Raw genomic sequence first — 15,317 nt, 5'->3', positions numbered from 1 at the left:
GTCGAATGAGCCAATTTTCTGAGGTTTTTTCGACAACAGAAGTAGGGCAAATCTGATTTTTCCGTCCCCCACTCAACACCCCTTGCCCCTCATGCAGAATCGCCCGCCCTCACTCTGCAGAGACACATCGGATGTTCGCGCCTGCCAATCAACCGCGTTTCACGTTGACCCTCGAAGGCGCCCAAATTGACCTCAAAGTCCTTGAGTTCACGGGCAAGGAAGCCATCAGCCAACCCTTTCGTTTTGAGCTGGAACTGGTCAGTGAACGACCCGATCTGGATCTCGAAAACCTGTTGCACTGTCAGGCGTTTCTCAGCTTTGATGCTGACGGTTCCGGCGTTCACGGTCAGATTTATCAGGTCGGGCAGGGCGATTCCGGGAAACGTCTGACGCGCTATCACCTCAGCCTGGTCCCGCGTCTGACGTACCTCGGGCACCGGATCAATCAGCGTGTTTTTCAGCATCTCAGCGTTCCGCAAATCGTTGAGCAAATCCTCAAGGATCACTCGATCCTGCGCGATGCCTTCGAATTTCGCCTCGGCAGCGATTACCCGGTGCGTGAGTATTGCGTGCAGTACGGGGAGAGTGATCTGGCGTTCATCCAGCGTCTGTGCGCGGAAGTCGGCATCCATTATCACTTTCAACACAGTATTGAAGGGCACTTGCTGGTGTTCGGCGACGACCAGACCGTTTTCCCGAAACTCGCCGAGCCGACCTTGTATCTGCCCGGCAGCGGCATGCTCGGTGCGGCGCCGGCGATCAAGCGCTTCAACGTTCGCGTGGAAACCCGTACCAGCGTGGTCACCCGGCGCGACTACAACTTCGTAAAACCGCGTCTGCAACTGGAAAGCCGTATCGACAGTGAGCAGCGCCCGGTGCTGGAGGACTATCACTTTCCCGGCCAATTCAAAGATCGTGAAACCGGCAAGCACCTCGCCCAGCGCGCACTTGAACGGCATGTCGCCGATTACCGTCAGGCCGAGGGCCTTAGCGACGAATCCTCCTTGGTGTGCGGACATTTCCTGCAACTGGCCGACCATCCGCGCCAAGACTGGAATGACCTGTGGTTGCTGACTGCCGTCGAGCACCATGGCCGACAGCCGCAAGTGCTGGAAGAAACGGCGACCAGCGATGGGGAAGGTTTCCAGGGTTACCGTAATACCTTTCTCGCCACGCCGTGGGACGTGTTCTTTCGTCCGGCGCTGGGCCCGGAAAAACCGCGCATGCTCGGTTATCAACCGGCCGTCGTCACCGGCCCGAAAGACATGGAAATCCATTGCGACGAGTACGGTCGGGTCAAGGTGCAACTGGCCTGGGATCGTGACGGTGAATTGAACGAGCATTCCAGTTGCTGGCTGCGTGTCGCCAGCGGCTGGGCCCACGACGGTTATGGCAGCGTGCTGATTCCGCGAGTCGGCATGGAGGTGTTGGTCGGTTTCATCGACGCCGATGCCGACAAACCGTTGGTTATGGGTTGCCTGCCAAACGCCGCGACGCCAGTACCGCTGGATCTGCCCGCCGACAAAACCCGCAGCATCTTCCGCAGCCAGAGCAGTCCCGGTGGTGGCGGCTACAACGAAGTGCGCATCGAGGATCGAAAAGGCGCCGAGGAAATCTACCTGCGCGCCCAGCGCAACTGGACGCAGCACGTGCTGCACGATCAACAAGTGCAAGTGGATAACCAGCGCAGCATTGTCGTCACCGGCCTTGCTCGCCATGAGTTGAAAGCCGATGAGCAGCGCGTCACCCACGGACAGCGCCAGACTGAAGTGAAGAAAGATGATCACCTGACCGTGATCGGTGATCAGCATGTTCGCGTGAGCAGTCAGGCGCTTAACGCCAGTGCGCAAATCCACATCAGCGCTGGCCAGCAAGTGGTCATTGATGGCGGCGCGAGTGCAACGATTCAGGCGGGCGGGCAGTGGATCAACATCGGCCCCGGCGGGATTTTCAGCAGTGTGCCGATTGTCGTGGGTGGCGCGCCGATGGCGGCGCTGAGTGCAGCACCGGTTGTGCCGGGACTGCCGGAGAAACTGGCCGCAGCGTCGGCGGCGATGCTCACGGCGGCGCAAATCATGAGCCTGAAAGGTGATGCGCCGTTCTGCGAAGAGTGCGAGCGGTGTAAGGATGGCATCTGCCCGACACCGAGCGGGTTGACCCAATCCCCAAAGTCCTCAGCCCGGCCGGCGCCTTCCAGCGTTGAGCCGGGCTTTCATATTGTTGAACAGGGAATGTCTCGGTCTGCACTGGAATCCACACTGTTCCCGCAGCCGGATCCGGCCGTGCTGGAGAAATTCCGCAGTCTGAATCCGCAGCTCAGCCAATACGCCAAACCTGGTCAACTGATCGTCCTGAGCGATCCGCGTAATACGCAATGCACTCGGGAAGAGGCGTTACTGATGGAGGCGGCGCAGAAAGTTGATGCGGCGTTGGCGCCAATGAGTGACTCGGAGGCCGAGTTTATGGCTCGGCATCATGGGGAGATTGAGTCGTTTTTATCGCAGGGTTCGACTGGGGTGGGGATCGGTTCGGCGATGTTTGGTAGTCATCTTAAGAAACTCGCCGAGACTTTGGGTGAGTTGGAGGTTTTGCATAAACAGACGTTCGACAAGCATGGCAAGCTGCAGGGGGCGGATTTCTTTGCCACGCGCAAACAGTTGATGACGCAACTTGATAACAGTTTAAGTCCCTTGGTGCGTAAAACAGTCGGTTTGCCCAATCATCCGAGTCTGAGGAGTGCGCTAGGTATTTCTAGTCGCAGCCTCGTCCATCACTGGAGCAAGGCTGGTACTTCAGCCGGGATTCCTGGATATGCGACGCATATTGATGGCGTCAGCAAGGCTAGCAAGGTTATGAAACTGGGTGGCTGGATTGGAATTGGTTTAGGTGCGGGTGCTGCCGGGTTCAAGATTAAAGATACTTGTCGCGCAGGAACGGAGGAGGCATGCAGGAGGGCCAAGTTCACTGAGGCCGGGAAATTGGGCGGTAATGTTGCCGGTGGATGGGGCGGCGCAATGATAGGTGGCTCCGCTTGCGCAGTCATCGGTATAGGTACTGTCGGGGTCGGTGGAGTTGCTTGTGGTCTCGCTTTGACAGGCGTGGGTGCATTGGCCGGGGGCGAGGGTGGTGCTCTATTCGGTGAGTGGGTGGGTGAATTGTTATATGAGGCAGCGCAATGAAAATAGCACTGAATGAAGTTTATGTATGTGTGGTTTTGACATTGGCTGCATTGTTTGTCTTATGCTTGGCTCTGATGTTCTATCTTGCATATTGTCGAATTAAAGAGATATTGGGCTATTTAAATAATTCTCCTGCTGTAATCGGTAGATCAATGCGTTTGAGTCTTGATCCACTCTCGCGATTGGCACTTCTCGGGCATATCAGCATGATGCTAATCATTCCTCGCCGCTCAATAAGAAAGCAGATCCTGAACGCTCAAGATTACGAACGGTTTCCACGCGGTTTGAAGGCATTAATCAGATTTTGTAACTATTCTATGTGGTTGCTGGCTGCGCTTATGGTGGTTATGTATGTTTTGTATCGCTGACTTTTACACATGACTGATGATGACGAAATTTGGTTTGTCTTGACGTTTGGTGCTTTATTTTTAGGGCTGGGGCTTGTATCTTTTTTTGGTCACGTTTGTTTGTATTTTTTTAAGATGCAGAGAATTCTGGATCTTCTTGGTAGATCCAGTGGAGTTTGGGTCAGTAAGTCTTTTTCATTTTTCGGTGCTTATTTTGTCTTGATTTGTATAGGTTATTTCATGCTCTTTCCATCTTTGGCCATTAGGGGTGGCGCTTTGGATAAGGACGACTATCTGAATTTTCCCCGTGAATTAATGATGGCTGTTCGTATTTGTTATCTTTCTGCGCTCGGGGGAGGTGGGGCAATGATTGTGCTTTTGGCTGGTTGTAAGTATATGGGTTGGATTGAATGAATTTTTTATTGATTAAATAGATTTTTTTTCTGTTGGTAAGTCTTAATTGAATGGGTTTTTCTATCCATTCGGGGAGTGGGGCGAGCAAGGGGCAGATGTTGTCTATGAAATCCAGAAATGAGATCTGATATTGAAATACTCTTCCTGTTGAGTGGTTTGGTATTGATTTCACTTATTTTTCTGTCGTCCTTGATTTTGCTGTTTGTCGCTTATTTTTTTGCGCGGGATATCTTTGAGTATTTGAGCAATTCGCCGGCTGTTATTTCTAGAAAACGCACCTTGGGGTGGGAGCCGATTGGCCGATTTCTATTTATTAGTAGTGTGGGCACGCTCATGATCTTCTCGCGTAAATCCATACGAAATGGTGAGCTGGACGCCAAGGATTACGAAGCCTTGCCGGTAGGCTTGCGGCGGATAATTTTATTTTCCAATGGGATGATGTTGGTGTTAAGCACCATTGCAATAATCGGTGCGGTGTTGGGAAAGGTTAATGGTTGGCTGAGTTAACCATTTTTCGATGATCAATCTGTTTTTGCCATTCAGGTTGTTTCTTTACGCTGGCTTGTAACTCAGCCATTTGTTTTTGTAGATAACAGCATTCTTGATATTGTCGAGAGCTGCATAGGCCCTTGTATGAATAAACTGATTCCCCAGCATTGGTTACAGCGTCAGCCGCTAATGGCCGATGAACAACTGTTTGCAGTTCTCAGCAGCACCAGCGATGGCGAGCCGTTCAAGGTCTGGAGCGGGTCAACTACCGCACAAACGCCAAGTCCGATTTGGGCGGACACTATTTACGCTGAGTGGGATACGGTGATGCCCTTCGTGGGAATTGTCGCTGTGGACAGTGAGTTTCTCGATTGGGTGGCGACTACCGAGTCCCGCGATTGGGGCTGGTTGGCAGTGTCTTCGGCGAGTCCTGAAGTGGTGGTCGAGCATTTTCGCAGCTTGACTCAGGTACTGATGCCGGACGGGAAAACGGTGTTTTTTCGATTCTGGGATGGACGTTTTCTGTTGCCGATTCTGCAGTCTGAGGCAGTAGATTCGGTGCAGCTGTTGCCGGTTATCTCGCGCGGTTTGATCAATGGTCAGGCCATTGATATCGGTGGCGTGGCGCAGGTTTCTGGACGGGTTTTTCCTTGGTGGAAGGTGCCGGATTCGGTGTTGGTTTCGACGGGTGACGAAGTTAGGGTCAGCAATACTCTGCAGTGGCTGAGCGAGGAGCATCCGCCAATTTTCGAAGCGTTTCCCGAGCCGGTTTTGCGTTGCAAGGTCAGGCAGTTTTTTCAGGTTTCGGTGTCGGAAGATTCGTCGCAGTTAGCGTTGTTGGCCTATTTGCGGGACGAAGATAAGTAAAATTTCCGGGCGAAGGCGTCGGACGTTTCCTTCGAGTTGCGGCGGTTTCCATGAACTGGTGGGCGGTGGGTTGCAGGGATAGTCTTTTCGTTGTCACCGCCAGAGTGGTGGCAGGGTGTAGGAACCCTTCGAAACTAGAGCAACTTGTAGGCACTTGATTTGCGGTGGCTATGCGCGGGCACATTTCGGTGTGGTCGAGGGTTGCTCTAGGCTCGATTTCCTACCCCGCGTATAGCTGCCACCCAAGCCTGTAGGAAGGCTAGATGGTAGTTACTTCCCTTCCTGGAGCTTAAAAATGACAACACCGAAAAATGATCCACCCTACAAAAAAATCACTCCCCATCCCGACAACCGCTTCATGGCCCTGACCAGCAATTGCAGCGATATGCCCACGCTGTTCATCGACACTCATGCGCCGCTCGACATCCTCATGGACGCCGCCAACTACCGCCTCCGCGCCGTCGCCCAAGTGCTGGAAAACATGTGCATGCGCGGCTCGATCGAGTGCGACTCCGTCATCCTCAGCGATTTCGCCATGCTGTGTGTGATTCCGCTACGTGATGGCTGTGATGTGCTGGATGTCATCGGTAAGCGGTTGAGTGCGGGGTCTTAAAATCAAAGCCCCTCACCCTAGCCCTCTCCCAGAGGGAGAGGGGACTGACCGAGTCGGCTGGGTGATGTACGCCGACTTGCGCCTTCAGCGGTGAACTTGGCTTGGCCAAACCTGGATACGGGTTGTTCTTACAGGGGGCTGACCGAGTCGGCCGGGTGAGGTACGCCGACTTGCGACTTCAGCGATGAAACCTGGCTTGGCCAAGCCTGAGTTCGCGTTGATCTTTCAGGTCGACGTAAGCCGCAAGATCACCTCAATCAGTCCCCTCTACCTCTGGGAGAGGGCTAGGGTGAGGGCGCGCATTTGTCCGCTCAGCCGCCAACCCCTGACTTGCCGCGCGGTAAAAGGTAAACTTTGCGCCCTTCGCAGGAGCAGCCATGAATTATCGTCACGCCTTCCATGCCGGCAATCACGCCGATGTGTTCAAACACCTGACCTTGACCCGCCTCATCGCCTTGATGTCGCGCAAGGAGCAGCCGTTTGCCTATCTCGACAGCCACGCCGGCATCGGTCTGTATGACTTGCAGGGCGATCAGGCGAATCGCACCGGCGAGTACCTGGAAGGCATCGCACGCTTGTGGGATCAGCCGGATCTGCCGGCGCTGACCGCCGATTACATGAAAGTGCTGCACGAGATGAATCCGGATGGCCGGTTGCGCTACTACCCGGGTTCGCCGGAGCTGGCGCGGCGTCTGACGCGGCCGCAGGATCGGGTGATGCTCAACGAGAAGCACCCGGAAGACGGCGTGTTGCTCAAGGACAACATGGCCGGAGATCGTCGGGTGAAAGTACACCTCGGCGAGGGTTGGTACGTGGCGCGCGCGATGTTGCCGGTGCAGGAGAAGCGCGCGGTGATGCTGATCGATCCGCCGTTCGAACAGCTGGATGAAATGCAGCGCTGCGCAGCGTCGTTGAAAGAGGCCATTGGCCGCATGCGCCAAACGGTGGCGGCGATCTGGTATCCGGTGAAAGACCAGCGCGCGCTGCGCCGTTTCTATCAGGATCTGGCCGGGAGCGGCGCGCCTAAGTTGCTGCGCGTGGAGTTGCTGGTGCATCCGCTGGATACGCCGAACAGTCTGAACGGCTCCGGAATGGCGATTGCCAATCCGCCGTGGGGGCTGGAGGAAGAGTTGCGTGAGTTGCTGCCGTGGTTGTCGAAGAAACTGGGGCAGACCCAGGGTGGCTGGCAGATGGATTGGTTGATTGCCGAGAGCTGATCAACGGCAAGATCAAAAGATCGCAGCCTGCGGCAGCTCCTACAGGGGGCGGGGTCGTCCACAAATGTGTGGACGATCACTGATCTCCTGTAGGAGCTGCCGAAGGCTGCGATCTTTTGCTTTCAGGGTCTAATTACCCACCAGACTCGGTGGCATGCACACGCCGGTGCCGCCAATCCCGCAGTAACCCTCAGGATTCTTCGCCAGATACTGCTGGTGATACGTCTCGGCGAAGTACACGGTCGGCGCCTGTTCGATCTCGGTGCTGATTTCACCCAGGCCAGCCTTCGACAATTCAGCCTGATAGACCGCTTTGCTCTTCAGCGCCGCGTCCAGATGCTCTGGCGAAGTCGCGTAGATCACCGAGCGGTACTGCGTGCCGATGTCGTTGCCCTGACGCATGCCTTGCGTCGGGTTGTGCAGTTCCCAGAACATCGCCAGCAGCTCTTCGTAGCTGACTTTATCCTTGTCGAACACCACCAGCACCACTTCCGAGTGGCCGGTCAGGCCTGAGCAGACTTCTTCGTAGGTCGGGTTCGGGGTGAAGCCGCCAGCGTAACCGACGACCGTGCTAACCACGCCTTCGCGCTGCCAGAAGCGGCGCTCGGCGCCCCAGAAGCAACCGAGACCGAAGATCGCAAAATCGACGTCCTGAAAAAACGGGCCGAGCAGCGGGGTGTCTTCAAACACGAAGTGTTTTTCAGGCAGGGTCATCGCGGTTTCGCGGCCGGGCAGAGCTTGTTCTTTGGTTGGAAGCACGTTTTTGTTCACCAGAATTTCCGAGCGCAGAACCATGATCAGTCCTCTCAGTCAGGTTGGATGTAAAAAGTCAGACCGCCAGTGTGCCCAATGATGCCCGACTTCGCACTAGCCAATGTAGGAGCTGCCGAAGGCTGCGATCTTTTGATCTTGTCTTTAAAAAAACAGGATCAAAAGATCGCAGCCTTCGGCAGCTCCTACATGAGAGGGCGGCGGGGGGTTAGAGGGCGAGCGGGCCGCGCGGGTAGCGCTTGAGCGCCTGGATCAGTTCGCCGCCGGGGATCGGCCGGTCGAACAGGTAGCCCTGGCCGACGTCGCAGCGATGGCGACGGAGGAATGCCAGTTGTTCGGCGGTCTCGATGCCTTCCGCCACAACCTTGAGTTTCAGGTTGTGCGCCATGGCGATCACCGCTGAGGTGATTTCCATGTCGTCCTGGTTGTCGGGAATTTCGTGGATAAAGCTGCGATCGATCTTGATGATGTCGATCGGGAATTTCTTCAAATAGCTCAGCGACGAATAACCGGTACCGAAGTCATCCATGGCCAAGGTCAGGCCCAGACGCTTGAGCTGATCAAGCTGCAAGTGCGTGTCTTCAGTGGCTTCCAGCAGCAGTCCTTCGGTCAGTTCCAGTTCGAGCAGATGGGCCGGCAGCGCTTCTTCCTTGAGGATGTTGGCGATGGAGGCGACCAGGTCCGGGTCGGAGAACTGCTTCGGCGAGAGGTTGATCGCCACTTGCAGATTGCCCATGCCGGCAGCGGTCAGCGCTTTGCTCATGCGGCAAGCCTGACGCGCGATCCACTTGCCGATCGGAATGATCAGGCCGGTCTCTTCGGCGACGCTGATGAACTGATCCGGGCGGATCATGCCGCGTTCCGGGTGATTCCAGCGCAGAAGCGCTTCCATGCCCAGCAAGCGACCGCTGCGCAGGCACAGCTTGGGCTGATAGAACACGTCCAGCTCGTTCTGGGTGAGGGCGCGGCGCAGGTTGTTCTCGACGAACAGTTTGTAACTGGCCTCGGCATTCAACGCTTCGGTGAAGACTTGCACCTGGTGTTTGCCGTTGGCCTTGGCCTTATGCAGAGCAAGACCGGCGTTACGCATCAGGGTTTGCGGGTCGCGGCCGTGCAACGGCGCGCAAGCCAGACCGACCGAGCCGGTGACGCTGATCAACTGGTTGTCGACGAACATCGGTTTATCCAGCGTCGCCAACAATTGGTTGGCGATCTGCTGACCGGTCGCCAGATCGGTGTCGTCGAGCAGTACGGCAAATTCGTTACTGGCGAATCGCGCGAGGCTGCCACTTGGGCTGAGGCTGTTGCGCAGACGCCGGGCCAGACTGATCAGCAGTTTGTCGCCGGTCTGGTGGCCGAGGCTGTCGTTGATGCGCTTGAAGTTGTCGATGTCGACCAGCAACAGGCTGATCGGGGTATCGCTATCCCGGGCGAAGCGTTCGTCCAGATTGCGGATAAACGCCGGGCGGTTACCGAGGTTGGTCAGGTTGTCGGTGTAGGCCAGGCGCTCAATGCGCTGCTGCGCGAGCTTGGTCTGGGTGATGTCTTCGTAGATGCCGATGTAGTGGGTCAGCTCACGGTTGTCGCCGTAGACCTTGGAGATCGACAACTGGCCCCAGTACGGTTCGAGGTTTTTCCGGCGGCTTTTGAATTCGCCCTGCCAACTGTTGCTCTTGGCCAGTGCCGACGGCGCGTCGAACAGCAGCTCGCTAAGGTTTTCCAGCGCCGGCAACTCGGACAGTCGCTGGCCGTGGACTTCCTCGGTGGTGTACTGGGTGATCGCGGTGAAGCTCGGGTTGACGTACTCGACCACGCCGTCGCAATTGACCAGCAAAAACGCGTTGGCGCTTTGCTCGACCGCACGCTGGAACAGGTGCAGGGCGCTGGTGGCGGTGCGGCGGTTGTGGTTGTTGATGACTTGCGCGAACTGGTCGGCCAACTCGCCGGCGAAGGCGATTTCGTCGGACTGCCAGGCGCGAGTGACGCCGGTCTGTTCCAGGCACAACACGCCGACGACCTGACCATCGACACGAATGCTGGCATCGAGCATCGCATTGACGTCGCGCGGGCGCAAGGCTTCGGCCATTTCGCGGGTGCGCGGATCACGCATCGCGTTATGCGCATCGATGGCGCGGCTGCTCTGCAACGCTTCCATGTAATCGGGAAAGGTGCTGACGTCGATCACGTCCGGCAGGATGTATTCCTGCGTCGTGCGGTGGTACGCCGAGATCGGCACCAGTTGCTGGCCTTCGAGGTTCCACAGGCTGGCGCAGTCGATTTCATAGATATCGCAGGCGCAGCGGGTGATCAGTTCGGCGGCTTCCTGCAACGAGTTGTGCGTGCTGTAGCGCTGACGGGCGAGCAGCAAAATCAAATCCTGCTGGGCGCGGACACGCTCCAGATGCAGCAGTTGTTCCTGCTGCGCGCGCTGATTGAGTTCGAGGGCGATTTGCAGGCGCGAGTTCTGGGTTTCGAGGTCGACCGAGGGTTGCAGCGGCGCATCGTCGAAGACGTCATCAACCGCCAGCAGATAACCGCGCAGCAGGTGACGGTTGTGTTGTTTGTAGGCTTCGCCCAGTTCAAGAATATTCAGCGCGCCGGCCGGGGTGTGCAGGGTGTAACGCACCAGATAATGCGGGCTGGCGCCGAGTTGTTGCTGGATCGCGTCGTGCAGTTGATAGCGCGCTTCCGGCTCCATCAGGCTGGCGTAAGGCGAGCCGACCAGAGCGCACAGCTCGACAGCGGGCTGGCCGAACTGGCGTTCGCAATTCGGATCGAGAAAGAGCATCGCCCAACTGGCTTCATTCAAGCGCTCGAAACGCAGCATGCCGAGCCGCGAGGGCACAGGCAACTGCGTCACTACCTCGGCCACCATACGGCTGGCGGCATCGGGTTGGCTCTTCATGAAGGGAACTCGCTTGGAAATATGCTGAACGCGCCGGGCTCTCGCCCTCTTAAACGTTGCCTGCGGCAAGGTTGCATCATTGCAGCACTGACTGACAAGAGTGATGAAGGCCAAGTGCTATAAGAATATGTCGGCTGGAGTGAACATTTCTCCAGCGTCTATTTGAAAACAGCAAAAGATCGCAGCCAGCGCCCACGTTTGAAGAGAAATGCGATCCCTGTAGGAGCTGCCGAAGGCTGCGATCTTTTAAGGTTTAGCGCAGATCTATCGCAATCGACTGCAACGGGTTCCCATCGCGATCATGGTAATTCACCACAATCCGCTCAGCCTCGACCACCATGTGCGCAAAGTTGTCCTGACTGATCACCTCGCTGGTCAACTCATGCACATAATCGCCCGCCGCCGTGCGCACCAACGGCTGATCCAGAATGAAAGTGGACGCCTTGGCATACGGCAGCAGTTTGCTGTTGCACAGCGGCGAGGACACCACGGTGTGCACTTCGAAATCGTGATCTTCACTGTGCGTCAGGCGCGCAGTCATCGAGCCGTGCACGTCGCCGGAAATAAAGATGACATTGCTGATCCGCCGGGTACGGATGGTTTCCAGCAAGCGCAGACGCTGCTCCGGAAAAGCTTTCCACGCATCTTCGCCAAGGCCTTTGCCGTCCGGGTAGAACATCACGCTGGTGACCACGAATTTGACCCGCGCCGTGCTGTTGATCAGCCAGTCCAGCAGCGCTTGCTCCTGTTCGTCGTCTAGGATGCGTCGATCATCGGCCGACAAGTTGCGTCGGGTGCGGCTGTCGGTGACAAACCATTCGAGATCGCCGTCGCTGAATTGATACCAATAATGCTGGACAGATGAATGATCAACTTGGCCGTTAGTTGCCAAAGAACAGGCCGGGCTATGGCTGGCTTGATACAGTTCATAGGCTTTGGTGGCGTTGTTATATAACGCGTCGTCACCTGCTTCGGCATTCGCCGGCCAATTGTCCTCGATTTCATGGTCGTCGAGAATCATGTACGTCGAAGTTTCCGACATTAAGCGCTTTATGTTGGGTTGCGAAAAAGCTGCGCGGTACTTTGCGAGAATATCTTTGTATTCGTGATCAGGCGCAATCAAGTTGAGGTCGTCGACATAGATCTGATCGCCGGTCATCAGCATTGCACTGATGGGTGGTTGTATCCCCTCAATCAATTGACGGATTGAAGCAAAGATTCGGTCACCCAACTGCGGCAGCACCGCAACCCCTGCCGTCATGCGCAGGTAACGACACGAACCAACGATGTAGGCGCGCGGCTGCAATGGTTTGCTGGAGCGGGTGCGAAAGCGGTAAATCTCGCGCGGCCATTGCAGCGGCAGTTCAGCGACACTGTCGACGGTGTGTACCGGACTCATCGGGCTGAACCAGCCGGTTTGATATTCGTATTCGGTGTTTTCAAGTAAGTTGTGAAGTGCGATCACATTGGACATGTCGCGAGATTCGTCGAGTTTGGCAAAAATGCCTCTAGTCCATTGTTGCGTGTCGCTGGTCCGATAACGAATGCCGGCGAACACCTGAAGATCTTTTTGAAACTCGCCGCGAATAAATATCCGCGCCTGATTAGTTGTAACGTGGCCAATAATCGGGCCGATAGCCGGTTTTAACATGTTCGAATCCATTCGAATGAGTGTCAGATAAAATTAAAAGGTTGTTTGGCTGTGCTGTGCCAAGACTAGTTGGCGTTTGGATAAAAAGATCGGCACGAAGTTGACTCGGGCTGTAGCCGATGTCAGCGCAATGTGTGGGAAAAGTATAAGAAGCGAATTTCAGGCAAAAAAAAGCCCCGTCAAACTGACGGGGTTGAGGTACGAGCGTGTGGCGCTCGAAAACGTGAAACACAAGCGGCCCTCCATTGCTGGAGGGCCACTTGGGATTACAGCAGGATGGTGCGGATGTCCGCCAGCAGGCTGCCCAGACGTTGGGTGAAGCGTGCGGCAGCGGCGCCGTTGATCACACGGTGATCGTAGGACAACGACAGCGGCAGCATCAGTTTCGGCTGGAAGGCTTTGCCGTCCCAGACTGGCTGGATGGTTGCCTTGGAAACACCGAGGATCGCCACTTCCGGCGCGTTGACGATCGGCGTGAAGCCGGTGCCGCCAATGTGGCCGAGGCTGGAAATGGTGAAGCAGGCGCCTTGCATGTCGTCAGCGGTGAGCTTCTTGTCGCGGGCCTTGGCGGCCAGCGCAGCGGCTTCGGCTGCCAGTTGCAGCAGGCTCTTCTGGTCGACGTTCTTGATGACCGGTACCAGCAGGCCATCCGGAGTGTCGACGGCGAAGCCGATGTTGATGTACTTCTTGCGGATGATCGCTTTGCCGCTTGGCGCCAGCGAACTGTTGAAGTCCGGCAGCTCCTTGAGCATGTGCGCGCACGACTTGAGCAGCAGCGGCAGGATGGTCAGCTTGACGCCGGCCTTCTCTGCAACGGCTTTCTGCGCGACGCGGAAGGCTTCCAGCTCGGTGATATCAGCCGAATCGAACTGAGTCACGTGCGGGATGTTCAGCCAGCTGCGGTGCAGGCTCGACGCGCCGATCTGCATCAGGCGAGTCATCGGCACTTCTTCGATTTCGCCGAAACGGCTGAAGTCGACGACCGGAATCGGCGGGATGCCCGCACCACCGGTTGCGCCAGCAGCAGCGGCCGGTGCTTCCTTGGCCTTCTGCATCATCGCTTTGACGTAAACCTGCACGTCTTCTTTCAGGATACGACCGTGCGGGCCACTGGCGCCGACAGCGTTCAGCTCGACGCCGAACTCACGAGCCAGTTGACGCACGGCTGGGCCGGCGTGAACTTTCGCGCCCGGCTTGGCCGGTGCGGCGGCTGGAGCTGCAGCAGGTGCAGCGGCAGCCGGAGCAGCAGCGGCAGGTGCCGGAGCGCTCGGAGCAGCAGCGGCGGCAGCTGGCGCCGGGGCAGCAGCAGGGGCCGCGCCTTTGACTTTCAGCTTCAGAATCAGGTCGCCGGTACCGACTTCGTCATCCAGCTTGATGGAAACGCTTTCCACCACGCCGGCGGCAGGCGATGGAATTTCCATGCTCGCCTTGTCGGATTCCAGGGTGATCAGCGACTGGTCGGCTTCAACGGTATCGCCAGCCTTGACCAACACTTCGATGATCTTGGCTTTGCCGGCCGAACCGATGTCCGGAACGTGGATGTCCTGAACGCTGTCAGCAACCGGAGCGGCTGCCGGAGCAGGCGCTGCGGCAGCGGCCGGAGCAGCAGCCTGAGCCGGAGCGGCCGCAGCAGGGGCCGCAGCACCCGCCACTTCCAGATCCAGAATCAGGTCGCCAGTGCCGACTTCGTCGTTGAGCTTGACGCTGATGGCCTTGACCACGCCAGCGGCAGGCGACGGGATTTCCATGCTCGCCTTGTCGGATTCCAGCGTGATCAGCGATTGATCAGCTTCGACGGTGTCGCCGACCTTGACCTGAATCTCGATGATCTGCGCCTTGCCCGACGAACCGATGTCCGGCACGTGCACTTGCTGAACCGAAGCGGCAGCAGGGGCAGCGGCTGGCGCGGCAGCGGCAGGAGCGGCGGCCGGTTTTTCTTCAGCCTTTTTAGCCGGTGCAGCAGCCGGAGCAGGGGCCGCTTCAGCGGCGCCCTCGACTTCCAGCTCAAGCAGTTCGTCGCCTTCTTTCAGACGGTCGCCCAGCTTCACTTTCAGGCTTTTGATGACGCCGGCTTTCGGGGCCGGCACTTCCATGCTGGCCTTGTCCGATTCCAGGGTCAGGATGCTCTGGTCGGCTTCGATACGGTCGCCGACCTTCACAAACAGTTCAATTACTTCACCTTCACCGCTGCCGATGTCAGGTACGCGAATGAGTTCGCTCACAAAATGTCTCCTCAGCAGTCCAGTGGGTTGCGTTTTTCCGGGTCGATGCCGAACTTGGTGATGGCTTCAGCCACAACCTTAGGTTCGATATCACCACGGTCAGCCAGTGCTTCCAGGGCTGCCAACACCACGAAATGACGGTCAACTTCGAAGAAATGACGCAGTTTCTTGCGGCTGTCGCTGCGGCCGAAACCGTCGGTGCCGAGGACTTTGAATTCCTTCGACGGTACCCACTGACGGATCTGCTCGGCGAACAGTTTCATGTAGTCGGTAGAGGCGATGACCGGGCCTTTACGGCCGTTCAGGCACTCTTCGACGTAGCTCAGCTTAGGCTTCTGGCCCGGCTTCAGACGGTTGCTGCGCTCGACAGCGAGGCCGTCGCGACGCAGTTCGTTGAAGCTGGTAACGCTCCAGACGTCAGCGCCAACGTTGAACTCTTCACGCAGGATCTTCGCCGCTTCACGGACTTCACGCAGGATGGTGCCGGAGCCCATCAGCTGTACGTGGTGCGCCGCATCGCGGGTGTCTTCTTCGAGCAGGTACATGCCTTTCTTGATGCGTTCTTCGGCACCGGCCGGCGTGGCTGGCTGCTGGTTCGACTCGGTCATGACGGGGATGGAGTAGCAGATGTGGTGTTGGTGT

At 57.0% G+C, this 15,317-nt stretch carries 11 protein-coding genes and 1 pseudogene; 7 read left to right on the top strand and 5 right to left on the bottom strand.

From position 1 onward, the window contains the following. Window positions 1-131: 131 nt before the first annotated feature. The 7 genes and pseudogenes from ACIP66_RS23470 to ACIP66_RS23440 form a co-directional block, all read left to right on the top strand. Window positions 132-2,138: pseudogene (locus tag ACIP66_RS23470) on the top strand (type VI secretion system tip protein VgrG); the annotation flags it as partial. A gap of 1,037 nt (window positions 2,139-3,175) precedes the next feature. Then, on the top strand, window positions 3,176-3,547 hold the full coding sequence (locus ACIP66_RS23465) for a hypothetical protein (protein WP_400651256.1): 372 nt from the start codon (window positions 3,176-3,178) through the stop codon (window positions 3,545-3,547). Window positions 3,548-3,556: 9 nt separating this feature from the next. Beyond that, entirely contained in the window at window positions 3,557-3,940 is a 384-nt protein-coding gene (locus ACIP66_RS23460) for a hypothetical protein (RefSeq protein WP_400651254.1), read from the top strand. A gap of 117 nt (window positions 3,941-4,057) precedes the next feature. Continuing rightward, on the top strand, window positions 4,058-4,447 hold the full coding sequence (locus ACIP66_RS23455) for a hypothetical protein (protein ID WP_400651251.1): 390 nt from the start codon (window positions 4,058-4,060) through the stop codon (window positions 4,445-4,447). Window positions 4,448-4,618: 171 nt separating this feature from the next. Further along, complete coding sequence (locus ACIP66_RS23450) at window positions 4,619-5,296, top strand: DUF4123 domain-containing protein (RefSeq protein ID WP_400651249.1); 678 nt, start codon at window positions 4,619-4,621, stop codon at window positions 5,294-5,296. 295 nt (window positions 5,297-5,591) lie between these two features. Next, complete coding sequence (locus ACIP66_RS23445) at window positions 5,592-5,909, top strand: hypothetical protein (protein ID WP_400651246.1); 318 nt, start codon at window positions 5,592-5,594, stop codon at window positions 5,907-5,909. Window positions 5,910-6,286: 377 nt separating this feature from the next. Beyond that, window positions 6,287-7,126 carry a 23S rRNA (adenine(2030)-N(6))-methyltransferase RlmJ gene (locus ACIP66_RS23440; protein WP_400651243.1) on the top strand — a complete coding sequence of 280 codons (840 nt, stop codon included), beginning with the start codon at window positions 6,287-6,289 and terminating at the stop codon, window positions 7,124-7,126. 129 nt (window positions 7,127-7,255) lie between these two features. On the opposite strand, the gene msrA is transcribed toward ACIP66_RS23440, so the two are convergent. The 5 genes from msrA to ACIP66_RS23415 form a co-directional block, all read right to left on the bottom strand. Continuing rightward, on the bottom strand, window positions 7,256-7,921 hold the full coding sequence (gene msrA, locus ACIP66_RS23435) for a peptide-methionine (S)-S-oxide reductase MsrA (RefSeq protein WP_400651240.1): 666 nt from the start codon (window positions 7,919-7,921) through the stop codon (window positions 7,256-7,258). 184 nt (window positions 7,922-8,105) lie between these two features. After that, window positions 8,106-10,802: a bifunctional diguanylate cyclase/phosphodiesterase gene (locus ACIP66_RS23430; RefSeq protein WP_053116710.1), complete on the bottom strand. Its 2,697-nt coding sequence runs from the start codon at window positions 10,800-10,802 to the stop codon at window positions 8,106-8,108. A 253-nt stretch (window positions 10,803-11,055) separates the two neighbouring features. Next, window positions 11,056-12,453 (bottom strand): alkaline phosphatase D family protein, encoded by a 1,398-nt coding sequence (locus tag ACIP66_RS23425; RefSeq protein ID WP_400651237.1) that lies wholly within the window; start codon window positions 12,451-12,453, stop codon window positions 11,056-11,058. Between the two features lie 266 nt (window positions 12,454-12,719). Next, window positions 12,720-14,675: a dihydrolipoyllysine-residue acetyltransferase gene (gene aceF, locus ACIP66_RS23420; protein ID WP_400651234.1), complete on the bottom strand. Its 1,956-nt coding sequence runs from the start codon at window positions 14,673-14,675 to the stop codon at window positions 12,720-12,722. An 11-nt stretch (window positions 14,676-14,686) separates the two neighbouring features. Then, on the bottom strand, window positions 14,687-15,317 hold a 631-nt coding region (locus tag ACIP66_RS23415; protein WP_400651232.1), incomplete at its 5' end, for a transketolase-like TK C-terminal-containing protein.

This window comes from Pseudomonas sp. NPDC088429 (assembly GCF_044753305.1).
Lineage (GTDB): Bacteria > Pseudomonadota > Gammaproteobacteria > Pseudomonadales > Pseudomonadaceae > Aquipseudomonas > Aquipseudomonas rustica.
This window is presented reverse-complemented; position numbering and strand designations above follow the sequence as displayed.